A 26,077-nucleotide genomic window follows, 5' to 3' on the forward strand; every position below is an offset into this window, starting at 1 on the left:
AGCGCCAGCGTCGGCGTCGGCGTCGGCGTCGGCGTCAGTGCCGCGACACCGCGCCCCTGATCTGCCGTGCCACGCCCGGCCCGGCCACGCGAGGCCCGGCCATGCCCGGCCCGGATCAGCCTGCCGGCCCACCAGCCCCGCCGGTCGTGCACCTCGTCGGTGTGTCGGCCGGGGCGTGGGGTCCGGTGGTCGGGTTCCCGTGTATGCGAACCCGACCACCGGGTCGCGGTGGTGCCCTGGAACTACAGCAGTTCCGGGCGCTGCCAGGGCTCGTCCAGGACGTGCTGCGCCAGGAAGGCGTAGATCGTCTCGTACCAGACCTTGGCGTTGCCGGGCGTCAGGATCCAGTGGTTCTCGGTCGGGAAGTACAGGAACTTCGCCTCCACGCCGTGGCGCACCAGGTCGAAGTACAGGCGCTGGCCCTCGCCGATCGGGACCCGGTAGTCCTTGTCGCCGTGGATCACGAGCATCGGCGTCTTGATGTCCGCTGCCCGCAGGTGCGGCGAGTTCGCCCGCACCTGCTCCTCGTCGCGCAGCGGGTCGCCCATCTCGCGGATCCAGTAGTACGAGTCATCCGTCGTCCCGGTGAACGCGTCCAGGTGCCACAGCGACGCGTGGGTCACGATCGCCCGGAAGCGGTCGGTCTGGGTGGCGATCCAGTTCGCCATGTACCCGCCGAACGAACCGCCCATGGCGGCCGTGCGGCCCTCGTCGATGTCGTCCCGGCGGACGGTGACGTCGGTGATCGCCATCAGGTCGGTGTACGGCTTCGCGCCCCAGCTGCCCCAGCCGGCGGCGATGAACTCGGGGCCGTAGCCGGTCGACAGGGCCGGGTCGGGCAGCAGCACCGCGTAGCCCTTGGCGGCCATCAGCCACGGGTTCCAGCGCCAGCTCCAGCCGCTCCAGCTCATCACCGGGCCGCCGTGCACCCACAGCAGCAGCGGCGCGGGCCGGTCGGCGGAGCACCCGGTGGGCAGGACCAGCCACGCGCGGACCGTGCGGCCGTCCTCGACCACGGTCTCGACCTCGGTCAGCGTGCCCGGCAGGGACTCGACCCGGCCGGGGGCGTCCAGGACGACCGCCTCCTGCTCCGGGGCGGCCAGGTCCAGGCGCACCGGCTGGGCGGGCTGGTCGACGGTGTTGCGCAGCGCGTAGACGTGCTCCGCCCCGACCTGCACGTCGGTGTACGAGCCGGACGCGGTGAGGCGGATCAGGTCGCCGGTGGCCAGGTCCAGCCGCCAGATCGGCTGGTGGCCGCGCAGCGAGCTGGTGAAGTACACCGCCGCGCCGTCCGGGCTGACCACCGGGTGCTCCGGCTCCTGCTGGAAGTCCGGCGCGAGTTCGGTGACCGTGCCGTCCAGGTCGATGCGGACCAGGGCGTTGCGCCACGGCCGCTCCGGCGTCGAGTCGAACCCGCGCACCGCGATCACCGCCGACGAGTCGGGCAGGAACGCGGGGCCGGCGAAGGAGTGGTGCTCCTGGTCGGCCAGCACGCGGCCGGGCGAGCCGTCCGCCGGGGTCAGGCGCAGCCGGACGCGGGCGCCGTAGGCGGCGCTCACGGCGACCCGCTCGGTGTGCACGACCCACCGGCCGTCCGGGCTGATCGCCGCCACGTCGTCCAGTCGCGCGTCGGCGTCCGGGGTGAGGTCGGTCAGGTCCTCGGCGGTGAACCCGTCGCCGGTCGGCGGCGGGGCGGTGAGCAGGCGCGGGTAGGTGGGGCCGAGGTCGACGTCCCAGTACCGCACCGGGTACGACTCGTAGAGGATGCCGGTCACGCCCGCGTCCTCGCGAGCCTTGCGGTGCTCCTCGTCGGACTCGCCGAAGTCCGCGGTCGGATGCGCGCCGGCTGTGAGCAGCAGCGTGCCCGACGTGGCCGCGACGTCGACGCGCTCCACGCCGCCGGCCGGGCGCAGCAGCTCGCGGGCCTCGCCGGCCTCGGGCAGCAGCCACAGCGCGGTCTTGTCCTTGGGCTTGCCGTCGACCGGCTTGGCCACCGGGTTCGGGCGCGACGACAGGAACAGCAGGTCGCCGTCCGGCGTGAACACCGGGTTCGACTCGCCCTTCGCGCCCCGGGTCAGCCGGCGGGCCGGGCGGTGACCCGCCGGGTCGACCTCCCACAGCGCGCCCTGCCACGCCTTGCCGTCCGGTGACAGCTCCGCCACGACCGTGACCAGGCGCTTGCCGTCCGGGGACAGCGCCAGCGACCCGAGCCGGGGCAGCGCCGAGAACGACGGGACGTCCGCGAAGTCGCCCGCCTGGATCGTGCCGCTCATCGGGCCTCCTGGGACCGGGACTGGGTGAACTCCCACGCGTCGCGCACGATGCCGGCCAGGTCGACCCGCTCCGGCTTCCAGCCGAGTTCGGTCCGGGCCCGCTCCGAGGACGCGACCAGCACCGCCGGGTCTCCCGGGCGGCGCGGCGACACCTCGGCCGGGACCGGGTGGCCGGTCACCTCGCGGCAGGCGTCGATCACCTGCTTGACCGAGAAGCCCAGGCCGTTGCCCAGGTTGTAGATCCGGTGCTCGCCGCCGGTCGCGTTCGCCAGCGCCTTGAGGTGCGCGTCGGCCAGGTCCACCACGTGGATGTAGTCGCGCACGCAGGTGCCGTCGTCGGTCGGGTAGTCGTCGCCGTACATGGCGATCTTCTCCCGCTTGCCCGACGCCACCTGGAGCACGAGGGGGATGAGGTGGGTCTCGACGGTGTGCCGCTCGCCGTACCGCCCGTACGCGCCGGCCACGTTGAAGTACCGCAGCGACACCGCCGCCAGGCCGTGGGCGGTCGCGTAGCCGGTGATGGCGTGGTCGATGGCGAGCTTCGTCGCGCCGTAGGTGTTCGTCGGCCGGGTCGGCGCGGTCTCCACGATCGGCACCTCGTCCGGCTCGCCGTAGGTCGCGGCGGTGGACGAGAAGACCAGGCGGGGCGTGCCGTGCTCGCGCATGGCGTCCAGCAGCCGCAGCGAGGTGACCACGTTGCCCTGCCAGTACTTCGCGGGTTCCTGCTGCGACTCGCCGACCAGCGACTTGGCCGCGAAGTGCAGCACGCCGTCGAACCCCTCGGCCAGCACCGAGCCGATCACGCCGTCGATGTCGTCCGCGATCAGCCGCGCGCCCTCGGGGACCGCGTCCGCGTGCCCGGTCGACAGGTCGTCGAGCACGACCACCTCGTGCCCCGACTCGACCAGTCGAGCCGCGCACACGCTGCCGACGTACCCCGCACCGCCCGTGACGAGCAGCTTCACCGTGTTCCCCGCTTCCTGTAGTGCCGTCAATGCTCCCGGCCCGCGCCCGCCGAGGGCACCGCCGGGAAGGTCCTCGGTGTCGGCCAATCGCGCCGCGCGTAGGCGGCGAGCACCTGCCGCACCACGGCGTCGTGCCGCTCGACGGGCACCAGCGCGATCGCCGAGCCGCCGAAACCGCCGCCGACCATCCGCGCGCCGAGCGCGCCGGCGGCCAGCGCCGACTCCACGGCGACGTCCAGTTCCGGCACCGACACGCGGTAGTCGTCGCGCAGGCTCGCGTGCGACGCCGTCAGCAGCGGGCCGAGGTCGGCCAGCGCGCCGGCGCGCAGCGCGTCGACCGCGCGCAGCACCCGCTCGTTCTCCGTCACCACGTGCCGCACCAGCGGTCGCAGGTCGTCGGGCAGGCGGGCGAGCGCGCCGTCCAGGTCTTCGGCGGCGACGTCGCGCAGCGCGGGCACGCCGAGCAGCGCCGAGGCGCGCTCGCAGCCTGCCCGGCGGGACGCGTAGCCGCCGTCGGTGTTCGAGTGGTGGGCCCTGGTGTCGACCACCAGCACTTCCAGGCCGTGCGCGGCGGCGTCGAACGGGACCTGCTCGGACTCGCCGGAGCGCACGTCCAGGAACAGCGCGTGGGCCTCGGTGCACAGCAGCGACGCGGTCTGGTCCAGCAGACCGGTCGGGGCACCGGCGAACTCGTTCTCCGCCCGCTGCACCCAGCGGGCGATCTCCGGCCGGTCCTCGGGGACGCCCGCGAGGCCCAGCAGCGCCAGGGCCACCGCGCACTCCAGGGCGTGCGACGACGACAGCCCGGCACCCGCCGGCACGTCGCCGGCGATCACCAGGTCCGCGCCGCCCGTCACGCCCCGGTCGCGCAGCACCCAGGCCACGCCGGCCGGGTAGGCCGCCCACCCGGTGACCCGGCCGGGTTCGAGGTCGGCGACGGCGACCGGAGCGGCGTGGCGCAGCACGCCGTCGTCGCCCATCGTCGACACGACCAGCTTGCCGTCGTCGCGCGGCGACGCGGCCACCGCCGTGCGGTGGGGGAGTGCGAAGGGCAGCACGAAACCGTCGTTGTAGTCGGTGTGCTCCCCGATCAAGTTCACCCGACCGGGTGCGGACCACACGCCCTGGGGCGCGGTTCCGCGCAACTCACCGAACGCGGCGGCGGCGCGCTGCCCCTGCGTCACCTGGCCTGCACCAGCACGGCGTGCGCCACCGACGGGTCGAGCGCCGCGCTGGTGCCGTTGCCGTGCACCTGCACGACCTTGGCCCCGCTCAGCGAGTCGACGTCGACGGTGCCGCCCGGTACCACGCCGGCGGCCTTCAGCTCGGCCATCAGCCCGGGGTCGAGCTGGACGTGCTCGGCGATCCGCCGCACCTCCACCCGCCCGCCACCGCGCCGGGCCACCTCGTCGACCCGGACCAGGTCGGCTTCGGCGGGCGGCGCGGGCTCCCCGTCGCCCAGCTTGTCCAAGCCGGGGATGGGGTTGCCGTAGGGGGAGGTGGTCGGGTTGCCGAGCAGCTTGACGAGCTTGCGCTCGACGGCCTCGCTCATGACGTGCTCCCAGCGGCACGCCTCGCTGTGCACCTGCTCCCACTCCAGGCCGATGATGTCGACCAGGAGCCGTTCGGCGAGCCGGTGCTTGCGCATGACCGCGATCGCCAGGCCGCGGCCCTCCTCGGTGAGCTCCAGGTGGCGGTCGTCGGCGACGACGACGAGGCCGTCGCGCTCCATCCGGCCCACGGTCTGGCTCACCGTGGGACCGCTCTGGCCCAACCGCTCGGCGATGCGGGCGCGCAACGGCACGACGCCCTCTTCTTCGAGCTCGTAGATGGTGCGGAGGTACATCTCCGTGGTGTCGATGAGGTCGTTCACACCCGCTCCCCTTCGTATGATGCCAATGCTAGTCGCCCGCTCACGGGTGCAGGATGGTGCGGTGCATCCCTTGATCAGCACCGAAGACCTGGCCGCCGCGCTCGCGGGCGCCTCTCCCCCGGTCGTGGTGGACGTCCGCTGGCGCCTGGGCGGACCCCCAGGACGTCAAGACTACGAGGTCGGTCACGTTCCAGGTGCTTTCTACCTCGACTTGGACCGAGACCTCTCCTCCGCACCGGGTGAAGGAGGGCGTCACCCGCTGCCGGAACCGGGTGACCTGGAGCGTGCGCTGCGCTCCGCAGGTGTCCGCGAACATCACCCGGTCGTGGCATACGACGGGGGTGACGGTTCGGTCGCCGCGCGGCTGTGGTGGCTGCTGCGCTGGGCCGGGCACGAGCAGGTCGCGGTGCTGGACGGCGGCTTCGCCGCGTGGGTCGCGGAGGGGCGTTTGGTGACCGCCGAGGAGCCGGAGACGGCCCCCGGCGACGTGCGGGTCGAGGCGGGTGGGATGCCGGTGCTTGACGCCGAGGGCGCCGCCGCGCTGGCCCGTGACGGGGTGTTGCTGGACGCGCGCGCCGCGCAGCGGTACCGGGGTGAGACCGAGCCGGTGGACCCGCGCGCCGGGCACGTCCCGGGCGCGCTCAACGCGCCGTCCGCCGAGCACGTGGACGGGTCGGGCCGGTGGCTGGGCCCGAACGCGCTGGCGGAGCGGTTCCGGGCCGTCGGGGTGCGCCCGGACGCGGCCGTGGGCGCGTACTGCGGGTCGGGGGTGACGGCGTCGTCCGTGGTGCTGGCGCTGGAGGTGGCCGGTGTCACGAGCGCGGAGCGGCCCGCCGCCCTGTACGCCGGTTCGTGGTCGCACTGGTGCGTCGACCCGTCCCGCGCGGTGGCCACCGGACCGAACCCGTGATGCGCGCGGCGTGACCGTTCGGACCGGACGGGTGATCACGAAAGGGGGACGCCGGTCTGTCGGACGTCCCCCTTTTCGGTGATTCGGAGGAGCGGTCAGGCGTTGGGGATCTTCTCGAACGCCTTGGTCGCCAGCTTGAGGGCCACGTCGCACGGGTCGAACGAGTCGATGGGCGTCACGCTGGCCAGGAACGCCGGCGTGATCTCCTTCGGGTCGTCGGTCAGCATGACGAGCACGGAGCAGTCGCCGCCGTTCTCCTTGACCTCGTACGCGGTGTTGCCGCCGACCTCGATCTCCTTGGCCTGGCCCTCGTACTCGGCGAAGGTGACCATGAACAGCACCACCGCGAAGGGCTCCTCGGTGCTCTGCACGCAGCCCTTCTCGCCGGCCTTCTTCGCGCCGATGGCACCGGCCACGTCCTCGGGGGTGAGGATGTCGCAGTCCTCGTAGCCCTCGGTCTTCTTCTTGGTGCCGATCTTGACCTTGCCGGCGGGCTTGGTGCCGGAGGTGGGCGAGCCGGTGCCGGTGGTCTCCTTCTTGCCGCTGGTCGGCGACTTGGTCGAGGACGGCTTGCCCGACGTGGTCTTCTCCGTGTTCGCGGCGGCCCCGGCGGCGGGCTTCGCGGAGCCGGTGACCGTGGTCGCGCACCCGGCGAGGCCGAGTGCCGTGGCCAAGGCCAGCACGGCCGTCAGGGAGGAGGCTCGTCGCAGGTGCATGTCTGTCTGACCCCGTTCCGACGAGCGGGGTTCCATCCTCGATGGCCGCAATCCTGGCCCGCCTCGTCCCGCCAGACTCTAAGTCCTGCCGGGAGGGACTCACCGGCGTGTCCACCAAGCTGTGATCACACCGCAGGTCAGAGCGCCGTGAAGTGACCACCGCCGCACGGCCCGACGGTGCCCAAACGCTTGCGCGCCGACCGGGGTGTGTCGGTGGACACCAGGCCCGCCCAGCGTCCGGACAGGACCGGAACCCGCCGCCCCGCCCCACCGCGCCCGGCGCCGCTCCTCCTGTCGCGCCGCTGCGCCGCGTCCCGCGCGCTCCTCCTGCCGAGTCGCGCCGCTGCCCGCCGCCGCACCCCTGCCCGCCGCACCCCTGTCGCGGCGTGATCTTGGTCGGGCCGGCGAGCGCGAGAACGCACCCGGCGGCGGGGTGTGGGTTAGGTTGCCGGGCATGGGTGCCGACGTGGGTGATCGAGCCGCTGTCGTCTGGGACGAGTCGTTCCTCTCCTACGACCTGGGCGGGGACCACCCGCTCAACCCGGTCCGGCTGGACCTCGCCGTCCGGTTGGCCACCGGGCTCGGCGTGCTGGACGGGGTCGACTTCGTCACGCCCGAGCCCGCCACCGACGCCGAGATCGAGCGCGTGCACGAGCCCTCGTACCTGTCCGCCGTGCAGGCCGCGCCGATGGCCGGCTGGGACGTCGGGCACGGGCTGGGCACGGCGGACAACCCCGTGTTCGCCCGGATGCACGAGGCGTCCGCGCTGGTCGTCGGCGGTTCGCTGGCCGCCGCGCGGAAGATCGCGTCCGGTGAGGCCAGGCGGGCGGTGAACATCGCGGGTGGGCTGCACCACGCGATGCGCGACCACGCCGCCGGGTTCTGCGTCTACAACGACTGCTCCGTCGCCATCTCCTGGCTGCTGGACAACGGGTTCGACCGGATCGCCTACATCGACTCCGACGTGCACCACGGCGACGGCGTGCAGGACTGCTTCTACGACGACCCGCGCGTGCTCACGGTCTCGCTGCACCAGAGCCCGCTGAGCCTGTGGCCGGGCACCGGTCGCGCGTCCGAGACGGGTGGTCGGGGCGCGGAGGGCACGGCGGTGAACGTCGCGCTGCCGCCGGGCACCTCCGACCCGGGGTGGCTGCGCGCCTTCCACGCGGTGGTCCCGGCGCTGCTGCGCTCGTTCCGGCCGCAGGTGCTGGTCACCCAGTGCGGCGCGGACACCCACCGCGAGGACCCGCTCGCGGACCTGGCGCTGACCGTGGACGGGCACCGCGAGATCTACCGGACGTTCCGCGCGCTCGCCGAGGAGGTGACCGGCGGGCGGTGGCTGGCGCTGGGCGGCGGCGGTTACGAACTGGTCCGGGTGGTACCCCGCTCGTGGACGCACCTGCTGGCGACCGTGCTGGACCGCGACCTCGACCCGGGCACGCGGCTGCCGGCGGACTGGGTGGCGCACGCGTCCGGTCTCGCGCCGGACCGGCCGCTGCCGGCGGGCATGTCCGACGACGCCGACGTCGCCTTCGAACCGTGGGGCGGTGACGCGCAGACCCCGCTGGACACCGCCGTGCGCGACACCCGGCGCGCGGTGTTCCCGCTGCACGGCCTGGACCCCGACGACCCGAGGGACTAGCGGTGGACCCCTACGACTACCCCCGGCACTGGGAGGCCGACGTCGTGCTCAGCGACGGCGGCACGGTCCACCTGCGGCCGATCACGCCCGACGACGCGGAGAAGCTGCTGGCGTTCCACGGCCGGCTGTCCGAGCGCACCCGCTACTTCCGCTACTTCGGCCCCTACCCCCGGATGCCGCAGCGGGACGTGGAGCGGTTCAGCACCGTCGACCACGCGGACCGGGTCGCGTTCACCGCGCTGCTGGGCGACGACATCGTCGCGGTGGGCCGCTACGACCGGCTGGGCGGCGGCGGCAGCGCCGAGGTGGCGTTCGTGGTGGAGGACGGGCACCAGGGCCGGGGTCTGGGCTCGATCCTGCTGGAGCACCTGGCGGCGGCGGCCCGCGAGCGCGGGCTGAGCCGGTTCACCGCCGAGGTGCTCGCGGAGAACGGCCAGATGGTGCGGGTGTTCCGGGACGCGGGCTACAGCGTGAGCCGCGCGTTCGAGGAGGGCGTGCTGCACCTGGAGTTCGACATCGACCCCACCGAGGAGTCGGTGGCGGTGGCGCGCGCCCGGGAGCAGGCGGCCGAGGCGCGCAGCGTGCACAACCTGCTCAACCCCCGGTCCGTGGCGGTGATCGGCGCGTCCACCGACCGGACGAAGATCGGCTACGCGGTGCTGACCAACCTGCTGGAGGGCGACTTCCACGGCCCGGTGTACCCGGTGAACGCCGAGCACCGGGCGGTGCGCGGGGTGCGCGCCTACCCGTCGGTCCTCGACATCCCCGACGACGTGGACCTGGCCGTGGTCGCGGTCCCGGCGGCGAGCGTGGACGAGGTGATGGACGCCTGCCTGGCCAAGGGCGTGAAGGCGCTCGTCGTGGTGACCTCCGGGTTCGGCGAGACCGGGCCGGACGGGTCGCTCGCGGAGCGCCGGCTGGCCGCCGAGGCGCGGGCGCACGGGATGCGGGTGGTGGGGCCGAACGCGCTGGGCGTGCTGAACACCGACCCGGCGGTGCGGTTGAACGCGACCCTCGCGCCGAAGCTGCCGGTGCGCGGGCGGACCGGGTTCTTCTGCCAGTCCGGCGCGCTGGGCACGGCGATCCTGGCGACGGCGGCGTCGCGCGGCCTGGGCCTGTCGACGTTCGTGTCGGCGGGCAACCGGGCTGACGTGTCGGGCAACGACCTGTTGCAGTACTGGGAGACCGACCCGGCGACCGACGTCGTCCTGCTGTACCTGGAGTCGTTCGGCAACCCGCGCAAGTTCGCCCGGCTGGCCCGGCGGCTGGGGCGCACCAAGCCGATCGTGGCGGTGAAGTCCGGGCGGCACGCGGTGACGCCCGCGCTGGCGGCGACCTCGGTGTCGGTGGACGAGTCGAGCGTGCAGGCGCTGTTCGAGCAGGCGGGCGTGATCCGGGTGGAGTCGCTGGCCCAGCTCTTCGACACCGCGCTGCTGCTGGCGCACCAGCCGCTGCCGGCCGGGCCCCGGGTCGCGGTCGTGGGCAACTCGACGGCGATCGGCCTGCTTGCCGCCGACACCGCGCTGGCGCAGGGCCTGGAGCTGGCGGGCGACCCGGTGGACGTCGGCGCGCAGGCCGACCCGGACGTGTTCGCCAAGGCCGTGCAGGACGCGTTGCGCAACCCCGACACCGACGCGCTCGTGGTGGTGTTCGTGCCGCCGCTGGCGGTGCCGGGCGCGGCGTTCGCGCGGGCGTTGCGGGACGTGGCGGGCACCAAGCCGATCGTGTCGACGTTCCTCGCCGTCGAGGGCGTCCCGGACGAACTGGCGGTGGCCGAACCGGACGGTGCGCCGGGGCGCGGTTCGGTGCCGTCCTACCCCAGCCCGGAGCGGGCCGTGCTCGCGCTGGCGCGGGCCACCCGCTACGCGCGCTGGAGGTCGGCCCCGCAGGGTCGTTTCACCAGGCCCGACGGCATCGACGTGGCCGCCGCGCACGAGCTGGTCGACTCGCTGCGGCTGGACGAGACCGGCGAGCGCCGGCTCGACGACGGAACGGCGGTGCGGCTGCTGGCCTGCTACGGCGTGGAGGTCGTGCCGTTCCGGGTGGTGTCGTCGGCGGACGACGCGGTGGCGGCGGCGACCGAACTGGGCCACCCGGTCGCGTTGAAGGCGACCGACGAGCGGCTGCGGCACCGCACCGACCTGGTGGGCGTGCGGCTGGACCTGGTCGGCGACGAAGCCGTGCGCGCGGCGTACGAGATGCTGGCCGAGGTGTCCGAGCAGCCCGACGTGTACGTGCAGCGCATGGCCCCCAAGGGCATTTCGTGCGTGGTGGGGCTCCAGGACGACCCGTCGTTCGGCACGCTGGTGTCGTTCGGCCTGTCCGGTGTGGTCAGCGACCTGTTGGGGGACCGCGCCTACCGGGCCGTCCCGCTCACCGAGACCGATGCGAAGGCGCTGGTGCGCGCGCCGAAGGCCGCGCCGCTGCTGGCGGGCTACCGGGGCGGCGAGTCCGCCGACCTGCCCGCGCTGGAGGACCTGGTGCTGCGGCTCGCCGCGCTCGCCGAGGACCTGCCGGAGGTGCGCGACCTCGCGCTGGAGCCGGTGCTGGCCAGCGCGGCGGGCGCGTACGTCAGCAACGCGAGGGTGACGCTGGGGCCGCCGCCGTCCAAGCACGACAGCGGTCCGCGCCGGTTGCGGTCACCGGGCGCACCGCGCTAGGCGCACTGCGTTAGCCGCCGCGTCCGGTCGTTGCGCAACCGTCATTCTTTATCGATTCCGTCGACCCTATTCTGCCGCCGGCTATGGACGTAAAACGTGGGTGCCGCTTACGTTTCCGGCATCTTTCGAGGACCCGAAAAGGGGAAGAATGGCATTGGCATCGCTGCGCGCCCTCGTGCCGGCTTTCGTCGCCGCGCTGGTCCTTGCCTCGTGCTCCTCCGCTGACGACCCGTCCGTCGAGGGGAGGGCGGGCGCGGAGAAGCTGGTGATCGCCGTCGGCTACGACCAGCCCGGCCTGGGCGTGCGCCGGCTGGACGGCGTGCACCGGGGCTTCGACGTCGACGTGGCCCGGTACGTGGCGCGGGAGCTGGGCGACGACGACCCCGACTTCATCGAGGCGACCCCGTCCCAGCGGGAGAAGCTGCTCACCGACGGCAAGGCCGACCTGGTGGTGTCCACCTACTCGATCACCGACAAGCGCAAGGAGGTGATCGACTTCGTCGGGCCGTACTTCGTGGCGGGCCAGGACCTGCTGGTCCGGCTGACCGACACCCGGATCGCCGGCCCCGAGTCGCTCACCGCCGGCATCAAGCTGTGCTCGGTGGAGAACACCACCTCGGCGCAGTACGTGAAGGACCAGTTCGCCCAAGCCGTGGAACTGGTGAATTACCCGAACTTCAGCGACTGCGTCACTGCTCTGCTCGCCGAGCAGGTCGACGCCATGACGACCGACGACGTGATCCTCGCCGGGTACGCCGCGCAGAACCCGGAGCTGCTGCGGGTCGTCGGGAAGCCGTTCAGCAAGGAGGAGTACGGGATCGGGATGCGGCGCGGCGACGCGTCCGGCAAGGCGAAGGTGACCGCCGCCGTCCAGAAGATGATCGACTCGGGCGAGTGGCGCAAGGCGCTGGAGCAGAACGTCGGCCAGTCGGGCTACCGGATCCCCGAACCGCCCAAGATCGTCCCGTGACGCACGACCCACCCCGATAGCGGTCTGACCGGCGGGTTCGAGGTCGTAGGCTCGCCCGGTGCCCGCTTCGCATTTCGTGCCCCAGTACCGCGCGGACGGACCGGTCCGCGCCGGTATCCCCGAGCACGGTCGGATCCCGCGCTACTACGCGGTCAAGACCGAGCTGCTCTGGCTCGTCGAGTCGCTGGGGGAGGGTACGGCGCTGCCCTCCGAGCGCGAGCTGGCCGAGCGCTTCTCGGTGTCGCGGGTGACCCTGCGCCAGGCGGTGGGCGAGCTGGTGCTGGAGGGCAAGCTCCAGCGCCGGCAGGGCAGCGGCACGTACGTCGCGCCGCCGAAGCTGGTGCAGCCGCTGTCCCTGGTGTCCTACACCGAGGGGATGCGGCGGCAGGGGGTGGACCCGGCGCGCAGCGTGATCACCGTCGAGCACCTGCCCGCCGACGACGTGCTGGCGCGCGACCTGCGGGTCGCGCGCGGCGACACGGTGATCCACCTGGAGCGGGTGCTGCTCGCCGACGACGAGCGGGTGGGGCTGGAGTCGACCTACCTGCCCTCGGCGCGGTTCCCGACCCTGCTGGAGGTGTTCGACCCGACCACCTCCCTCTACGCGTGCCTGACCGACCGGTTGGGCGTGGTCTTCGCCGAGGCGGAGGAGCGGGTGGAGACCGTGCTGGCCACGCCGCGCGAGGCGTTGCTGATCGGCACCAACCCGGCGCTGCCGATGCTGCTGCTGCACCGGGTGTCCTACGACGACGACGGCGTGCCGATCGAGCGGGTGCGCTCGCTGTACCGGGGCGACCGGTTCAGCTTCATGGCACGCCTCCGGGCGGACGTCTAGCCTCCCCCGTTCGGCTCAGCGGGACTTCGCGGTGAGCCCAGTCTCATAACGGGAAGGTAACCCATCTAGTCCACATCTTCAGTTCACCCGAGTGACGCCGAGGGGTCACGACCGGTTCGTCCCGGCCGCGCACCGTTCCCGCCGTGCGAGTGCTCATCGTTGGTGGAGGCGTGCTGGGGACCATGCACGCCTGGCAGGCCGTGGAACGCGGCCACGAAGTGGTCCACCTGGAACGGGAACCCGAGGCGCGGGGGGCCTCGGTGCGCAACTTCGGCCTGGTCTGGGTCGGCGGCCGGGCGGCGGGGGCGGAGCTGGACGCCGCGCTGCGCGCCCGGGAACTGTGGGAGCGGATCGGCGCGCGGGTGCCCGCGCTCGGGTTCCGGCCCAACGGCTCGCTGACCGTGCTGCGGACCCCGCTGGAACTGGCCGTGGCCGAGGAGACCCTCGCCCGGCCCGACGCGGGCGAGCGCGGCCTCCGGCTGCTCGACCCCGCCGAGGCGCGTGCGGTGAACCCGGCGCTGCGCGGCGACCTGCTCGGCGCGCTGTGGTGCGCGCGGGACGCCGCCGTCGAACCGCGCACCGCGCAGCCCGCGTTGCGCGCCGCCCTGGAGGCGACCGGCCGCTACACCTTCCTGCCCGGACACGAGGTGCGCTCCGCCGGGCAGGGCGTCGTGCGCGACGACCGGGGGGTGGAGCACCGGGGCGACGTGGTGGTGCTGTGCACCGGGGCGGCGCTCGGCGGGCTCGTCCGCGAGATCGCCGGCGACGTGCCGGTCCGGCGGGTCCGGTTGCAGATGATGCAGACCGAACCGCTGGACGAGCCGCTGACCACGTCCGTCGCGGACGGCGACAGCCTGCGCTACTACCCGGCCTACCGGGGCGCGGCGCTGGACGCGCTCAACGACGACCAGCCGCAGCCCGCGACCGCCCGTGACCACGCGATGCAACTGCTCGTGGTGCAGCGCCTCGACGGCGGCCTGACCATCGGCGACACCCACGAGTACGACGAGCCGTTCCCGTTCGACACCCAGGACGCGCCGTACGACCACCTGGCACAGGTTGCCGAGAGCGTGCTGGGCTGGCCGCTGCCGCGCATCGCCCGGCGCTGGGCCGGCGTGTACGCGCAGTGCGCCGACAAGTCCCGCGTCGTGCACCGCGACCAGGTCGAGCCCGGCGTGTGGCTCGTGACCGGCCCCGGGGGTCGGGGCATGACCTGCTCGCCCGCCATCGGCTTCGACACCGCAGAGGAGATCGGCCTGTGACCGCGTTGGTGGTACTCGACATGGCCGGCACGACCGTGCTGGACGACGGGCTCGTCGAGCGCGCCTTCCTGCGCGCGCTGCCGGACGCGACGCCCGCGATGGTGGAGCACGTCCGCGACACCATGGGCCAGTCCAAGATCGTGGTGTTCCGGGAGATGCTGCGCGACGAGACCGTCGCCCAGCGCGCCAACACCGCGTTCGAGGAGGCTTACGCCGCGCTCGTCGCCGAAGGGTGCTGCGCGCCCTTGCCCGGCGCGCACGAGGTGATCACGGGGCTGCGCGCGAAAGGCGTGAAGGTCGCGTTCAGCACCGGGTTCTCGCGCGCCACCCAGCACCTCATCCTGACCGCCCTCGGCTGGACCGACCTGGCCGACTTCACCACCACCCCGGCCGAGGCCGGGCGCGGCCGGCCCTACCCGGACATGGTGCTGGCCGCCGTGCTGGGCCTCGGCCTGGCCGACGTCCGCGACGTCGCGGTCGTCGGCGACACCCCGTCCGACGTCCTCGCCGGCCTGCGCTCCGGTGCCCGCGTGGTGGCGGGCGTGCTCACCGGTGCCGGTTCCCGCGCCGCGCTCGCCGACGCCGGCGCGACGCACGTCCTCGACTCGATCCGCGACCTCCCCGCCGTACTCGAAGGGCTGTAGAGACCATGCTGCGCAAGGTTCTGGCTGCCGGACTGCTGATGCTCACCGCCGCCTGCGGCGGCACGGCCGGCGGCAGCGCCCCGGACGACCGGACGGTGACCGTGTACACCGTCGACGGGCTGGCGAACTGGTACGGCAAGCGCGCCGAGGAGTTCAAGGCCAAGACCGGGATCACCGTCCAGCTCGTGGAGAGCGGCTCCGGCGAGGTGGTCACCCGCGCCGAGCGGGAGAAGGCCAACCCGCAGGCCGACGTCCTGGTGACGCTGCCGCCGTTCATCCAGCGCGCCGACCGGGCCGGGCTGCTCGCCGAGTACGCGCCCGCCGGCGCGGAGAAGGTCGAGGGCCGCACCGCCAAGCACACCCCGATCGTCAACAACTACCTCAACCTCATCTACAACCCGAAGCTCACCCAGCCCGCCCCGGCTTCGTGGCAGGACCTGCTCGACCCGCGCTTCAAGGGCAAGCTCCAGTACTCCACGCCCGGCCAGGCCGGTGACGGCACCGCCGTCCTGCTCCAGCTCAAGCACGTCTACGGCGACCAGGGCGCGCTGGACTACCTGGCCCGGCTGGAGGCCAACAACGTCGGGCCGTCGTCGTCCACCGGCAAGCTCCAGCCCAAGGTGTCCAAGGGCGAGATCCTGGTCGCCAACGGCGACCTGCAGATGAACCTCGCCTCGATCCGCGACGACAAGTCGGAGTTCGAGGTGTTCTTCCCCGCCGACGACCAGGGCGTGCGCTCCACGTTCGCCATCCCGTACCACGCCGGCCTCGCCGCCGGGGCCCCGCACGCCGACAACGGCCGCGAGTTCCTGGACTTCCTGCTGTCCACCGACGTGCAGAAGACCGTGGCGACCGACGCGCTGGGCCAGGCCACCCGCTCCGACGTGCCCGCCGAGGGCCGGATCTCCGAGCTGCTGCGCGACGTCCGGGTCTGGCAGCCGGACTGGACCGCCGTGGTCGCCACGCTCGACGCCGACGTCGCCGCGTACACCAAGGCGGTCGGGCGGTGACACCCGCCGTCGAGCTCCGCGACGTGTCCGTCCACTTCGGGCGGACCGTCGCGCTGCGCGGGCTGGACCTGGCGGTGGCGGCGGGGGAGACCCTGGCGCTGCTCGGGCCGTCCGGCTCGGGCAAGTCCACCGCGCTCAAGGCGGTGGCCGGGTTCCTGCGGCCCACCTCCGGCCGGGTGCTGCTGGGCGGCCGGGACGTCACCGACGAGCCGCCGAACAAGCGCGGGCTCGGTGTCGTCGTGCAGAGCTACGCGCTGTTCCCGCACATGAAGGTGGCCGACAACGTGGCCTTCGGGCTGCGCGCCCGGCGCACCCCGCGCCGCGCGGTCGCCGAGCGGGTGGAGGAGGTGCTCGCGCTGGTCGGCATGTCCGGCTTCCGCGACCGCTACCCGCGCCAGCTCTCCGGCGGCCAGCAGCAGCGGGTGGCCATCGCGCGGGCGCTGGCCATCCGGCCGCCGGTGCTGCTGCTGGACGAGCCGCTGTCGGCGCTGGACGCCGCGCTGCGGGAGGAGATGGTGGCCGAGCTGCTGCGGCTGCGCGCCGAGCTGCCCGACACGGCCGTCGTCTACGTGACCCACGACCAGGGCGAGGCGCTGGCGCTGGCCGACCGGATCGCGGTCATGCGGGACGCGCGGCTGGTCGAGGTCGGTGCGACGCCGCAGCTCTACCACCGCCCGGCGGAGTCGTTCACCGCCGCGTTCCTCGGCGCGTCGAACCTGCTGCCGGTCGAGGTCGTGGACCCGGGCACGGTGCGGTTGGGCGACGTCCGGCTGGCCGCGTCGTCGGAGGGGATGCCCGGGGGCGGGGCCGTGGCGCTGGGCGTGCTCCCGCACCGGGTCGCGGTGCGCTCGGTCGCCGAACCCGGAACGGCCGGTCCCGGAACGGCCGGCCCCGGGGGCGCGGGTGCCGGGACGCTGCCCGCCCGGCTGCTGGCCGTGCAGTGGCGCGGCACGGGGTACCGGCTGGACCTGGAACTGGACCTGGGGCACCGGCTGCGCGCCGAGGTGCCCGACGTGGCCGGGCTCTCCGTCGGGTCGCGGGTCGAGGTGTCCATCCCGGACGGTTGTCCGCTGGTGCGGGTGGCGTGATGCGGCGGATGCTCTGGGTGGTGCCGCCGGTCGCCGTGCTGGTGGTGTTCTTCGGCTACCCGCTGGCGCTGGTGCTGCACCAGTCGTTCGTCGCCGACGACGGGTCGGTCGGGTTGGCGAACTGGCACGACGTGCTGGTGTCGGCGGAGTTCCAGCGGGCGCTGGGCCGCACCGCGCTGCTCGCCGTCGCGGCGACCGCCGGGTGCCTGGTGCTGGGCGTGTTCCTGGCTCTGGTGCTCGCCTTCGCCCCGTTCCCCGGCGCGCGGGCGGTCTCCCGGCTGGTCGACGTCGTGCTTGCGTTCCCGTCGTTCCTGATCGCCCTGGCGTTCACGTTCCTCTACGGCAGCGCGGGCGTGCTCAACGCGGCGCTGGGCAGCGGGTCGGTGGACTTCCTGTACTCCCCGTGGGGAGTGCTGCTCGCCGAGATCACCTTCTACACGCCGTTCGTGATGCGGCCCGCGCTGGCCGCCTTCAGCCAGATCCCCGGCGCCCAGCTGGACGTCGCGGCGAGCCTGGGCGCGTCGCCGTGGCGCGTGCTGCGGCAGGTCGTGCTGCCCGACGCATTGCCCGCGCTCGCCTCCGGCGCGTGCCTGACCCTGCTGCTGTGCATGAACGAGTTCGGGATCGTGCTGTTCGTCGGGGCGAAGGACGTGATCACGTTGCCGATGCTGGTGTACACCAAGGCGATCGTGACCTTCGACTACCCGGCGGCGTGCGTGGTCGCCGTGGTGAACGTGGTGTTCTCCGGTGCGCTGTACGCGCTGCACCGCCGGGTCTTCGCGAAGGGAGCGGGCCGTGCTGCTGTGGACGCGGCGTAGCCGGGCGGTCGCCATCGCGTTGTTCGCGGTGCTGTTCACCGTCGTCGTGGTCGCGCCGCTGGCGATGATCGTGCTGGCGTCCACCGCCGGCTCGTGGAACGGGGTGCTGCCCTCCGAGCTGACCGGCGAGCACCTGGCCGAGGCGGTCACCGGGGACGCCGTGGCGAGCGCGGTGGTCAGCGCGCAGACGGCCGTCATCGCCGCGTTGACGGCCGTGGTGCTGGGGACGTGGCTCGCGCTGGGCGCGCACCGCGCTCCCCGCCCGGTGCGGCGCTTCCTGGACGCCGCCGCGCACCTGCCGCTGGCCGTGCCGTCGGTGGTGGTCGGGTTGGGGCTGCTGGTGGCGTTCAGCCGGCCGCCGTTGCTGCTCAACGGCACGCGGTGGATCGTGCTGGCGGCCCACCTGGTGATCCTGCTGCCGTTCACGTTCAGCGTGGTGTCGGCGGCGCAGCGGCGGGTGGACCCGCAGCTCGCTGCGGTCGCGGCCAGCCTGGGAGGGTCGCCGTGGCGGGTGCTGTGGCGGGTCCGGGTGCCGGTGCTGCTGCCCGCGATGTCGGCGTCCGCGTCGCTGGGGCTCGCGCTGTCCATGGGAGAGGTGGGCGCGACGATCATGCTCTACCCGCCGGACTGGCGGACGCTGCCGGTCAGCGTGTTCGCCCTGACCGACCGGGGACAGGTGTTCGCCGCGTCCGCGTCGACCGTGCTGCTGCTCGCGGTCACGCTGGCGGGCTTGGTGGCGTTGGGCGCGATCCGCTCGCGGGCTGCCGAACGTTAGCGAGTCGTGGCCGGATAACGCCCATTGGCAGGCGTCGGGGCACGCCTCGGCGGAGGTACCGTTGGTACCAGGGAAGTGAGTGCTCCTCACCCGCAACGGCGCGGGGGAAGCGGGGGGTTGCCGTGACGTTCAAAGAGGAGTTCCTGGCGGAACTCGAAGACTGCCTGCGCGGCTACGGCGCGGTGCCGGTGTGCGACCCCCGCGCGCTCGCGCGGTTCGTCGACTACGTGCGGCGGCTGCCCGAGGACGACCAGCGGCTGCGCTGCCTCGACGGCGTGGACCAGGGCTCGGGCTCGTTCTGGAACAACCCGGCCGTGTGGTGGGAGCAGGTGCCGAGGTTCGGGGTCGGCATCGAGGACTGCTCGGTGCTGCTGGACCGGATGCTGGACGAGGCCATCAGCGACGAGATCGACGTGCTGGAGATGGAGATCCGGGAGCTGCCCGGCTGAGCGGAACACCCGCTGTGCGTCCGGGTCGCCGGGCGCACAGCGGGGACTGCCCCGCTCCCGGCGCTCAGACCGAGAGCAGCCTGTCGAAGAACGTGCGGTAGCGCCGCAGCGCGACCCGCAGCTCCTCGGTGTCCGCGTGGCCTTCCTGCTTCCACTGCTCCTCCAGCGAGCGGCGGTGCTCGGCGAAGGTGTTCGCCAGGCTCCCGATCACCTGGGCCACCAGTTCGTCCGCGCGCTGCACGGCGTCCTGGGGGTCGTCGACGAAGTCGGTCTGGAGGGCCCGCCACCGGGTCTGGAGGTCGTCGGCCTCCGCGTCGCCGAACAGCGGCTCGTCGTCGGAGCGGGAGGATTGACCGGTCGCGGGCTCGGCGGCCGGCACGACCTCGGGGTCGCGGTCGAAACCGGTGTCGCCGGCGGGTTCTCTCCCGAAGTCCGCCTGCTCGTCGTAGGCGGCATCGCGGTCGACGGCCACGTCGTCGCCCACCCCGCCGTGCGCGGGCACGTCGTCGGTGCGCGGGGCGTCGTCCCCGAGCGCGTCCGGGTGGTGGTCGACGGGGGCGGCGTCCACGTGGTCGTCGGGGTGGTGACCCCGCTTCTCCGGCGGGACGAAGTCGTCGGTGGTCAGGCGTTCGGTCATCAGCGCGCCCCTTCCGTGCGGTCCCGGCGGTCGTCGCCCGCGTGGTCGCGGAGGTCGCCGTCGCGGTCCGCGCCGTTGGTCAACAGGTCCTCGAACAAAGTGCGGTAGTGCACCATCGCGGTGCGGAGGTCTTCGGTGGAGGCCTCGCCCCGGTCGTGGCGCTCGGAGATGGTGTGCGCCTCGCGGTAGTTGTCCAGCGTGCGCGCGTGCTCCACGGACAGCAGCGACGCCTGGCGCTCGTACCCCTCGGTGGGGTAGCCGCGTTCGGCCATCAGGTCGGTGACCAAGCGGTCCGCTTGGGCGACCGCGCCCTCCGGCGCGTCCACGAACTGCTCCTGGATGCGCGACCAGTTGCGCGCGTAGGTGTCCCGGGTCCCGGGGGCCAGCGGGCGCAGTTCGAGCCGGGAGTGCTCGCGCTCGCGCTCCACGAGGGCGCGCTCGGCGGCCATCCGGTTCTCGCTCTGCGCGAGGGTCCGGTCGTACTCCGGACCGAACCTCTCCTGCAACCGCTTGCGCTGCAAGAAGTGTCGCAGCAGCACGACCGCCGCCACGATGACCAGCACGACGACGATCACGCCGATGATGGTGCCGGTGGACATCAGTGCCTCCTTGGGCTTGGATGCCCACCGGGTTGCCGTCGTGGGGACGCGACAAACCTGTCACGCCCCGTGCCGCCGGTGACTACCCCTTGACGCAGACCACCTGCTTGAGCCGCGTCACGACCTCCACGAGATCGCTCTGCTGCGCGATGACGGCGTCGAGGTCCTTGTAGGCACCGGGGATCTCGTCCACCACGCCCGCGTCCTTGCGGCACTCGACGCCCGCCGTCTGCGCCGCCAGGTCCTCGGCCGTGAACGTCTTGCGCGCCTTGGTCCGCGACATCTTCCGGCCCGCCCCGTGCGACGCGGACTCGAACGAGTCCGGGTTGCCCAGGCCGCGCACGATGTACGAGCCGGTGCCCATCGAGCCGGGGATGATCCCCAGTTCGCCCTTGCGGGCCCGGATCGCGCCCTTGCGGGTCACCAGGACGTCCTCGCCGAAGTGGTGCTCCTCCGACACGTAGTTGTGGTGCGCGCTGATCGGCTCGTCGAACGACACCTGCGGGAACGCGCGCCGCAGCACGTCGCACACCAGGCCGAGCATGGTGGCCCGGTTGCGCCGCGCGTACTCCTGCGCCCAGTACAGGTCGTGCCGGTAGGCGGCCATCTCCGGCGTGCCCGCCAGGAACACCGCCAGGTCGGGGTCGGGCAGGACCTCGTTGTGCGCCAACGTCCGCGCGACCGCGATGTGGTGCTGCGCGAGCACGTTGCCGACGCCCCGCGACCCCGAGTGCAGCATCGCCCAGACCCGGTCGTCGGTGTCCAGGCACACCTCCAGGAAGTGGTTGCCACCGCCCAGCGTGCCCACCTGGCGCAGCGCCTTGCCCTGATCCAGGGTCGGGGTGAGGCGGTCGAAGGCGTCCCAGAACGCGTCCCGCCCGACCACCGGCTCCTGGTGCATGGCGAAGCCGACCGGCACCGCCGCCTCCAGCGCCGAGCGCAGCGGCCCGAGCGTGGCGGGGAGGTCGTTGGCGGACAACGAGGTCCGCACCGCCGTCATGCCGCACCCGATGTCGACGCCGACCGCCGCCGGCGACACCGCGTCCTTGAGCGCGATGACCGACCCGACCGTCGCGCCGAGGCCGTAGTGCACGTCCGGCATGACGGCCACGTGCTTGACCGCCCACGGCAGCGAGGCGATGTTGCGCAACTGCCGCAGGGCCTGTTCCTCCACCTCGGCCGGGTCGGCCCAGAGGCGGATGTCGACGTGCGCGCCGGAGATCGTCGTGGCGGTCATGTCGCCAGCGTAGGCAAGCCGTTCCCGTGCGGCGATCGGGTTTCCCCCTTGTGGGGAAAACCGGGCCGACGCCGTCGGCCCGGTTTTCCACGGCCGGCTCCGGTGCCTGCCGTCGATTCCCCGCCGACCGCTACCGGCTGACCGCTTTCCGGTACTGGCGGGTCGCCAGCGGGACGAACACGGCGAGGAAGACCACCACCCAGATCAGCGTCGTCAGCACGGGGTGCCGCATCGGCCACACGTCCGCCGGCGGGAGGGCCGGGTTCGTGTTCCCGAACAGTTCGCGGGCCGCCGCCGTCACCGCCGACACCGGGTTCCACTCGGCGAACGTCTTGAGCACGCCCGGCAGCCTGCTCTCCTGCACGAAGGTGTTGGCGATGAACGTCAGCGGGAAGATGACGACGAAGCTGGCGTTGTTGAACACCTCCGGGCTGCGCACCATCAGCCCCACGATGGCCATGCCCCACGACAGCGCGTAGGCGAACAGCAGCAGGAGCGCGAACCCGGCCAGCGCCTCCAGGAACGAGGTGTGCACGCGCCAGCCGACCACCAGGCCGGTCAGCGACATCACCACCACGACGATCACGTTGTTGAGCAGGTCCGACGTGGTGCGCCCGATCAGCACCGCCGACCGGGCCATCGGCAGCGACCGGAACCGGTCGATCACGCCCTTCTGCATGTCGTCGGCCAGGCCGCTGCCGGTGATCGTCGCGCCGAACACCACGGTCTGGGCGAAGATGCCCGCCATCAGGAACTCGCGGTAGTCCATGCCGGGGATGTCGATCGACCCGCCGAAGACGTAGGCGAACAGCAGCACGAACATGATCGGCTGCAAGGTCGAGAACAGCAGCAGGTCCGGCACCCGCTTGATCTTGATGAGGTTGCGCTTGGCGACGACCGCGCCGTCGGCCAGCGCCTGCGTGACGGTGCTCATGAACCCTGCTCCTCCTGGTCGTCCTCGGTCGCGTGCCCGGTCAGCGTGAGGAACACGTCGTCCAGCGTCGGCCTGCGCAGGCCGACGTCGAGCACCTTCACCGACTCCGCGTCCAGCCGGCGGATGCCCTCCACCAGCACCTCGGAGCCGCCGGACACCGGCACGGTCAGCCGGTGCGCGCGCTCGTCGACGGTGAACTCGCCGATGGCCAGCGGCGCCAGCGCGGCGCGCGCCGTGGCCACGTCCTGCGCGGTGCCCACGGTCAGCTCCAGCCGCTCGCCGCCGACCTGGGCCTTCAGCTCGTCGGAGGTGCCCAGCGCGATGACCCGGCCGTGGTCGATGACCGCGATCCGGTCGGCCAGCCGGTCGGCCTCCTCCAGGTACTGGGTGGTCAGCAGCAGCGTGGTGCCGCCCGCCACCAGCTCGCCGATGACGTCCCACATGCCGAGCCTGCTGCGCGGGTCCAGGCCGGTGGTCGGCTCGTCCAGGAACAGCACGTCCGGCTCGGCCACCAGCGCGCCGGCGAGGTCGAGCCGCCGCCGCATCCCGCCGGAGTAGCCCTTCACCGGCCGGTCGCCCGCCTCCACCAGGTCGAACCGGTCGAGCAGCTCGCGCGCCCGCTGCCGGCTGGGCGCGCGGCCCAGGTGGTAGAGCCGGCCGACCATGTCGAGGTTCTCGAACCCGGTCAGGTTCTCGTCCACCGCCGCGTACTGGCCGGACAGGCCGATCCGGCGGCGCAGCTCCTTCGCCTGGCGCACGACGTCGAGGCCGAGGACCGTCGCCCGCCCCGCGTCGTGCTCCAGCAGCGTGGTGAGCACGCGCACGGTCGTCGTCTTGCCCGCGCCGTTGGGGCCTAGCAGCCCCATGACGGTGCCCTCGGGCACCGTGAGGTCCAGCCCGTCCAGGGCGACGACCGACCCGTAGCGCTTGACCAGCCCTTCGGCCGAGATTGCGTCTGCCATGCGGGCCATCATGGACCCGCGCACCGACAATTTCGCCGCGGATTTCACCCTGTCGGCCCAACGCTGGGCCGGATCGGCTGCTTTTCGTGACCGTCCGAGGCCCCGGCGGGTCGCCCGGCCGGCCCAGTGCGGCGGGAAAAGTTGCGCTCGGCGCGGAAGCGGTGTGCGCTGCGTGGCGTGATGATCCGCCGCGCCTCCACCTCGGACCTGCCGTCCCTGCTGCCGCTGCTCCGCGAGTTCTACGAGGTGGACGGGCACCACTACGACGAGGCGGTGCTGACCTCCGCCCTCGGCCCGCTGCTCGCCGACGACTCGGTGGGCCAGGTGTGGCTGTTCGACACCGGGTACGCCGTGCTCACGTGGGGCTGGTCGCTGGAGTCCGGCGGCCGGGACGCGCTGCTGGACGAGTTCTTCGTGCGCAACCGGGGCGGCGGCGTCGGCGGGCGGGTCATCGAGGAGCTGGCCGAGGTGAGCCGGGCGGCCGGCGCGCGGCGGATGGTGCTGGAGACCGAGGCGCCCAACGACGCGGCCCGGCGGTTCTACCGGCGGCACGGGTTCGAGCCCGAGGCGTCCACCTGGATGATGCGCGACCTCTGACCCGGTCGGTGGTCGGGTGCGGGGTTCGGGATCCCGCAGTGCGTCGCACCGCCGGTCCGGTGCCCCGCACGCCGCGCCGACGTCCCCACCGGTCGCAGCGCCGCCCGGCGGGCACGGCGGACAGCAGCGGATCTCGGCCGGCGGCACCGGGCGGGCGGCTGCGGACGGCGTCCGCGCGGCCTGCCGGCGCGTGCCCGCGACCCGGCTCGCCGGCGGCGGTGAGATCCGGATCACTGCGACCGGCCGACCCGGCGCGGAACCACCCGGTCGGGTCGTCCCGTGCGCCGTTCCTCCGCTGCGACCCCCTACCCGGTGCGGGCTGTTCGGTCCCTTGACGCCGGCGGGTCGTGCGGCGGGTGTGGTGGGGTGGGTCCGCCGCGCGGGCGGCGGAAAAGCCCCTTGATGTTCGGCAGCGGACCTGCGAGATGTACTTGCCGCCGGCTGTCGCGCGGAAGGGGGTGGAGATCGCGGCCGTTCCGGGCCGGTGGGGCTGTGCTGCGTGGCGTGCGCCGCGGGCCGCCCGACCCGCGACCGCTCAACCCCACCGGCGGGGTTCATGTTAATGGGTGCGTATGCACCTCAAAACGCACGGACGAGTGAACTGAAATCGGCGTGCGCGCCGACTAGGGTGTTCGCAGTTCTTTTCAGCGAGGAGCGATCCGAATGGCAGCCGTCCAAACCCGACGCAAGCGCAAGCTCGGTCAGTTCCTCAACGGGCTGCGCAAGCGCGCCGGCAAGACCGAGGTCGACTACCACGCGCTGACCCGCAAGACCCAGTCGACGCTGTCGCGGATGGAGAACGGCTACATCAGTCCGAGTTGGACCGAGCTCGGCGCGCTGCTCGGGCTGTACGGCGCGACGGACGCCGAGCGGCGCGAGGCGGAAGCACTGTGGGAGGACGCGAAGCAGGACAGCACCCGGTTGGCCAACGCCGCCGCGTACACCCCCGAGGCGCGGACGTACGCCCGTCAGGAGGCGGACGCGACGGAAGTGCGCACCATCGAGATGATCGTGATCCCCGGCCTGCTCCAGACCGCCGCGTACGCCTCCGCGGTGCGCTTGGCGGGACAGCGTTTCCTGGACCCGTCAGTGCCGGTGGACCAGGCGGTGGCGGCTCTGGCGAGCCGTCAGCGCCGACTGCCCGGACTCCGCCTGCACGCGGTGATCGACGAAGCCGCGCTGCACCGGGTCGTCGGTGGGCCCGACGTCATGTTCGCGCAGCTGTCGCACCTGCTGGAGATGTCCCGGCAGCCCGACATCACCATCCAGGTCATCCCGTTCGGCGCGGGTGCCTACGGGACCATGTCGGGCGGCGGCGCGACCGCGCTGAGGTTCGACGACGGCGATCCCTCCTCCGTGTACCTGGAGTACGCCGGCGGAGGAAAGTGGGTGGACAATCCGGCCGATGTCGAGAAGTACCTGCTTCACTTCGAGGACATGGCAGCGCAGGTCGCCCTGTCGCCCAAGGAGTCGGCTGCGCTGATCAGGAAACTGGCAACCGCACTGAAGGAAACATGAACACGAAGAAGACGTGGCGTAGAAGCACTTTTTCAGGCGCGGGGAACAACTGCGTGGAGCTGGCCGTCGGTCGTGCGGCCACCGATGTCCGTGACAGCAAGCACCCCGGCCCCGAGTTGACCTTCGCGGACCGTCCATTCCGGGCGTTCCTCACCTCCCTCCGCCGAACCTCCCAGTAACCCGACCGGCCGTCCGCCCCCGGTTGCGCGGTCACCGTGCCGCCGTGGGCGGCGGCCACGGCGCGCACAGTGGACGGACCCGCCTCCCGACCCCGAGCCGGCCGCCGCGTGGCCGTGCTCGACAGCGTTGTCGGGAAGGGTGCGCGCCGACGGCACCGGGTGGCCGCCGACGACCGGGCCGAGGCCCCGCAGGGCCTCGGCACCCCGTCGGCGGCCCCGGCCGCCGCACCCCGTGCGAGGCGTCCGCGCCGGCCCGGCGTTCGCACGCGACAGACCCTCGCATCAAGTACCTCCCGACGACGATCCACAGAGGACCGCAGCCGTCGCGCCCATCCGGGCGTCCACAGTGGACGAGTTCACCTGCGCGCAACCCGGCCGGGTACCGGGGGCACCGGACCCGGACCACCGGTCGGCCTGCCGCACGGGCTGTCCGGCGGACCACGGCGCCGTCGACCGGCTTCCGCTCCTGCCCGCGCACGTCTCCCCGACGCGGGCCAGGTTCGGCGTTGGTCCATCCGGCCCAA

The 26,077-nt window shown here is 73.1% G+C and carries 25 protein-coding genes; 15 read left to right on the forward strand and 10 right to left on the reverse strand.

From position 1 onward, the window contains the following. Positions 1–242 precede the first annotated feature (242 nt). From AB0I60_RS34135 to AB0I60_RS34150, 4 genes are read right to left on the reverse strand one after another with little or no spacing between them, the layout of a single operon-like run. Positions 243–2,273 carry a S9 family peptidase gene (locus AB0I60_RS34135; protein WP_360737478.1) on the reverse strand — a complete coding sequence of 677 codons (2,031 nt, stop codon included), beginning with the start codon at positions 2,271–2,273 and terminating at the stop codon, positions 243–245. Then, entirely contained in the window at positions 2,270–3,238 is a 969-nt protein-coding gene (galE, locus tag AB0I60_RS34140) for a UDP-glucose 4-epimerase GalE (protein WP_360737481.1), read from the reverse strand. The genes AB0I60_RS34135 and galE overlap by 4 nt, the downstream gene beginning before the upstream one ends. 26 nt (positions 3,239–3,264) lie before the next feature. After that, the gene (gene galK, locus AB0I60_RS34145) at positions 3,265–4,422 is read right to left on the reverse strand and encodes a galactokinase (RefSeq protein WP_360737483.1); all 1,158 of its coding nucleotides are present in this window, start codon (positions 4,420–4,422) and stop codon (positions 3,265–3,267) included. Then, entirely contained in the window at positions 4,419–5,111 is a 693-nt protein-coding gene (locus AB0I60_RS34150; RefSeq protein WP_360737485.1) for a metal-dependent transcriptional regulator, read from the reverse strand. Before AB0I60_RS34150 ends, galK begins: the two co-directional genes overlap by 4 nt. A gap of 61 nt (positions 5,112–5,172) precedes the next feature. On the opposite strand from AB0I60_RS34150, the gene AB0I60_RS34155 reads away from it, so the two are divergent. After that, a complete protein-coding gene (locus AB0I60_RS34155) occupies positions 5,173–6,021 on the forward strand; it encodes a sulfurtransferase (RefSeq protein ID WP_360737488.1) in 849 nt (282 codons plus the stop codon). A 95-nt stretch (positions 6,022–6,116) separates the two neighbouring features. Here the strand turns inward: AB0I60_RS34155 and AB0I60_RS34160 are convergent, their stop codons facing one another. Further along, positions 6,117–6,737, reverse strand: a complete 621-nt coding sequence (locus AB0I60_RS34160; protein ID WP_360737491.1) for a hypothetical protein — start codon at positions 6,735–6,737, stop codon at positions 6,117–6,119. 454 nt (positions 6,738–7,191) lie between these two features. Between AB0I60_RS34160 and AB0I60_RS34165 the strand changes: the two genes are divergently transcribed. The 11 genes from AB0I60_RS34165 to AB0I60_RS34215 all read left to right on the forward strand — a co-directional run bounded on the left by AB0I60_RS34165 (position 7,192) and on the right by AB0I60_RS34215 (position 18,890). Beyond that, positions 7,192–8,379 carry an acetoin utilization protein AcuC gene (locus tag AB0I60_RS34165; RefSeq protein ID WP_360737493.1) on the forward strand — a complete coding sequence of 396 codons (1,188 nt, stop codon included), beginning with the start codon at positions 7,192–7,194 and terminating at the stop codon, positions 8,377–8,379. 2 nt (positions 8,380–8,381) lie between these two features. Then, positions 8,382–11,039: a GNAT family N-acetyltransferase gene (locus AB0I60_RS34170; protein ID WP_360737496.1), complete on the forward strand. Its 2,658-nt coding sequence runs from the start codon at positions 8,382–8,384 to the stop codon at positions 11,037–11,039. Positions 11,040–11,187: 148 nt separating this feature from the next. Then, entirely contained in the window at positions 11,188–12,009 is an 822-nt protein-coding gene (locus tag AB0I60_RS34175; RefSeq protein ID WP_360737499.1) for a glutamate ABC transporter substrate-binding protein, read from the forward strand. Between the two features lie 58 nt (positions 12,010–12,067). Then, positions 12,068–12,844 carry a GntR family transcriptional regulator gene (locus AB0I60_RS34180; protein ID WP_360737502.1) on the forward strand — a complete coding sequence of 259 codons (777 nt, stop codon included), beginning with the start codon at positions 12,068–12,070 and terminating at the stop codon, positions 12,842–12,844. Between the two features lie 143 nt (positions 12,845–12,987). Next, complete coding sequence (locus AB0I60_RS34185) at positions 12,988–14,106, forward strand: TIGR03364 family FAD-dependent oxidoreductase (protein WP_360737505.1); 1,119 nt, start codon at positions 12,988–12,990, stop codon at positions 14,104–14,106. Continuing rightward, positions 14,103–14,750, forward strand: coding sequence for a phosphonatase-like hydrolase (locus tag AB0I60_RS34190; RefSeq protein ID WP_360737507.1), 648 nt, complete (start codon positions 14,103–14,105; stop codon positions 14,748–14,750). The genes AB0I60_RS34185 and AB0I60_RS34190 overlap by 4 nt, the downstream gene beginning before the upstream one ends. A 5-nt stretch (positions 14,751–14,755) precedes the next feature. Further along, a complete protein-coding gene (locus AB0I60_RS34195; RefSeq protein ID WP_360737509.1) occupies positions 14,756–15,760 on the forward strand; it encodes a 2-aminoethylphosphonate ABC transporter substrate-binding protein in 1,005 nt (334 codons plus the stop codon). Next, positions 15,757–16,848 carry an ABC transporter ATP-binding protein gene (locus AB0I60_RS34200; protein WP_360737512.1) on the forward strand — a complete coding sequence of 364 codons (1,092 nt, stop codon included), beginning with the start codon at positions 15,757–15,759 and terminating at the stop codon, positions 16,846–16,848. The genes AB0I60_RS34195 and AB0I60_RS34200 overlap by 4 nt, the downstream gene beginning before the upstream one ends. Next, entirely contained in the window at positions 16,848–17,666 is an 819-nt protein-coding gene (locus AB0I60_RS34205) for a 2-aminoethylphosphonate ABC transporter permease subunit (RefSeq protein ID WP_360737514.1), read from the forward strand. Before AB0I60_RS34200 ends, AB0I60_RS34205 begins: the two co-directional genes overlap by 1 nt. Next, a complete protein-coding gene (locus tag AB0I60_RS34210; RefSeq protein ID WP_360737516.1) occupies positions 17,644–18,441 on the forward strand; it encodes an ABC transporter permease subunit in 798 nt (265 codons plus the stop codon). Before AB0I60_RS34205 ends, AB0I60_RS34210 begins: the two co-directional genes overlap by 23 nt. 122 nt (positions 18,442–18,563) lie before the next feature. Beyond that, the gene (locus AB0I60_RS34215; RefSeq protein ID WP_360737518.1) at positions 18,564–18,890 is read left to right on the forward strand and encodes a hypothetical protein; all 327 of its coding nucleotides are present in this window, start codon (positions 18,564–18,566) and stop codon (positions 18,888–18,890) included. Between the two features lie 64 nt (positions 18,891–18,954). On the opposite strand, the gene AB0I60_RS34220 is transcribed toward AB0I60_RS34215, so the two are convergent. The 5 genes from AB0I60_RS34220 to AB0I60_RS34240 all read right to left on the reverse strand — a co-directional run bounded on the left by AB0I60_RS34220 (position 18,955) and on the right by AB0I60_RS34240 (position 23,259). Further along, a complete protein-coding gene (locus tag AB0I60_RS34220; RefSeq protein WP_360737521.1) occupies positions 18,955–19,527 on the reverse strand; it encodes a hypothetical protein in 573 nt (190 codons plus the stop codon). Continuing rightward, complete coding sequence (locus tag AB0I60_RS34225) at positions 19,527–20,126, reverse strand: hypothetical protein (protein WP_360737523.1); 600 nt, start codon at positions 20,124–20,126, stop codon at positions 19,527–19,529. The genes AB0I60_RS34220 and AB0I60_RS34225 overlap by 1 nt, the downstream gene beginning before the upstream one ends. 82 nt (positions 20,127–20,208) lie before the next feature. Then, positions 20,209–21,363: an RtcB family protein gene (locus AB0I60_RS34230; protein ID WP_360737525.1), complete on the reverse strand. Its 1,155-nt coding sequence runs from the start codon at positions 21,361–21,363 to the stop codon at positions 20,209–20,211. Positions 21,364–21,493: 130 nt separating this feature from the next. Continuing rightward, on the reverse strand, positions 21,494–22,297 hold the full coding sequence (locus AB0I60_RS34235) for an ABC transporter permease (RefSeq protein ID WP_360737528.1): 804 nt from the start codon (positions 22,295–22,297) through the stop codon (positions 21,494–21,496). Beyond that, positions 22,294–23,259 (reverse strand): ATP-binding cassette domain-containing protein, encoded by a 966-nt coding sequence (locus AB0I60_RS34240; RefSeq protein ID WP_360737530.1) that lies wholly within the window; start codon positions 23,257–23,259, stop codon positions 22,294–22,296. Before AB0I60_RS34240 ends, AB0I60_RS34235 begins: the two co-directional genes overlap by 4 nt. A gap of 180 nt (positions 23,260–23,439) precedes the next feature. Between AB0I60_RS34240 and AB0I60_RS34245 the strand changes: the two genes are divergently transcribed. The 3 genes from AB0I60_RS34245 (at position 23,440) to AB0I60_RS34255 (ending at position 25,553) form a co-directional block, all read left to right on the forward strand. Further along, a complete protein-coding gene (locus AB0I60_RS34245; RefSeq protein ID WP_360737649.1) occupies positions 23,440–23,856 on the forward strand; it encodes a GNAT family N-acetyltransferase in 417 nt (138 codons plus the stop codon). A 663-nt stretch (positions 23,857–24,519) separates the two neighbouring features. Beyond that, positions 24,520–25,374: a helix-turn-helix transcriptional regulator gene (locus tag AB0I60_RS34250; protein WP_360737532.1), complete on the forward strand. Its 855-nt coding sequence runs from the start codon at positions 24,520–24,522 to the stop codon at positions 25,372–25,374. Continuing rightward, the gene (locus tag AB0I60_RS34255; protein WP_360737534.1) at positions 25,371–25,553 is read left to right on the forward strand and encodes a DUF397 domain-containing protein; all 183 of its coding nucleotides are present in this window, start codon (positions 25,371–25,373) and stop codon (positions 25,551–25,553) included. Before AB0I60_RS34250 ends, AB0I60_RS34255 begins: the two co-directional genes overlap by 4 nt. The last annotated feature ends 524 nt before the right edge of the window (positions 25,554–26,077 follow it).

The organism is Actinosynnema sp. NPDC050436 (assembly GCF_040655415.1).
GTDB lineage: Bacteria > Actinomycetota > Actinomycetes > Mycobacteriales > Pseudonocardiaceae > Actinosynnema.

Excerpts from the sequence above, each read along its gene's own strand:
- AB0I60_RS34135 (WP_360737478.1), bottom strand. The coding sequence starts at position 2,273 with ATGAGCGGCACGATCCAGGCGGGCGACTTCGCGGACGTCCCGTCGTTC.
- AB0I60_RS34160 (WP_360737491.1), bottom strand. The coding sequence starts at position 6,737 with ATGCACCTGCGACGAGCCTCCTCCCTGACGGCCGTGCTGGCCTTGGCC.
- AB0I60_RS34165 (WP_360737493.1), top strand. The coding sequence starts at position 7,192 with ATGGGTGCCGACGTGGGTGATCGAGCCGCTGTCGTCTGGGACGAGTCG.
- AB0I60_RS34175 (WP_360737499.1), top strand. The coding sequence starts at position 11,188 with ATGGCATTGGCATCGCTGCGCGCCCTCGTGCCGGCTTTCGTCGCCGCG.
- AB0I60_RS34195 (WP_360737509.1), top strand. The coding sequence starts at position 14,756 with ATGCTGCGCAAGGTTCTGGCTGCCGGACTGCTGATGCTCACCGCCGCC.
- AB0I60_RS34205 (WP_360737514.1), top strand. The coding sequence starts at position 16,848 with ATGCGGCGGATGCTCTGGGTGGTGCCGCCGGTCGCCGTGCTGGTGGTG.
- AB0I60_RS34220 (WP_360737521.1), bottom strand. The coding sequence starts at position 19,527 with ATGACCGAACGCCTGACCACCGACGACTTCGTCCCGCCGGAGAAGCGG.
- AB0I60_RS34225 (WP_360737523.1), bottom strand. The coding sequence starts at position 20,126 with ATGTCCACCGGCACCATCATCGGCGTGATCGTCGTCGTGCTGGTCATC.
- AB0I60_RS34230 (WP_360737525.1), bottom strand. The coding sequence starts at position 21,363 with ATGACCGCCACGACGATCTCCGGCGCGCACGTCGACATCCGCCTCTGG.
- AB0I60_RS34235 (WP_360737528.1), bottom strand. The coding sequence starts at position 22,297 with ATGAGCACCGTCACGCAGGCGCTGGCCGACGGCGCGGTCGTCGCCAAG.
- AB0I60_RS34240 (WP_360737530.1), bottom strand. The coding sequence starts at position 23,259 with ATGGCAGACGCAATCTCGGCCGAAGGGCTGGTCAAGCGCTACGGGTCG.
- AB0I60_RS34245 (WP_360737649.1), top strand. The coding sequence starts at position 23,440 with ATGATCCGCCGCGCCTCCACCTCGGACCTGCCGTCCCTGCTGCCGCTG.
- AB0I60_RS34250 (WP_360737532.1), top strand. The coding sequence starts at position 24,520 with ATGGCAGCCGTCCAAACCCGACGCAAGCGCAAGCTCGGTCAGTTCCTC.
- AB0I60_RS34255 (WP_360737534.1), top strand. The coding sequence starts at position 25,371 with ATGAACACGAAGAAGACGTGGCGTAGAAGCACTTTTTCAGGCGCGGGG.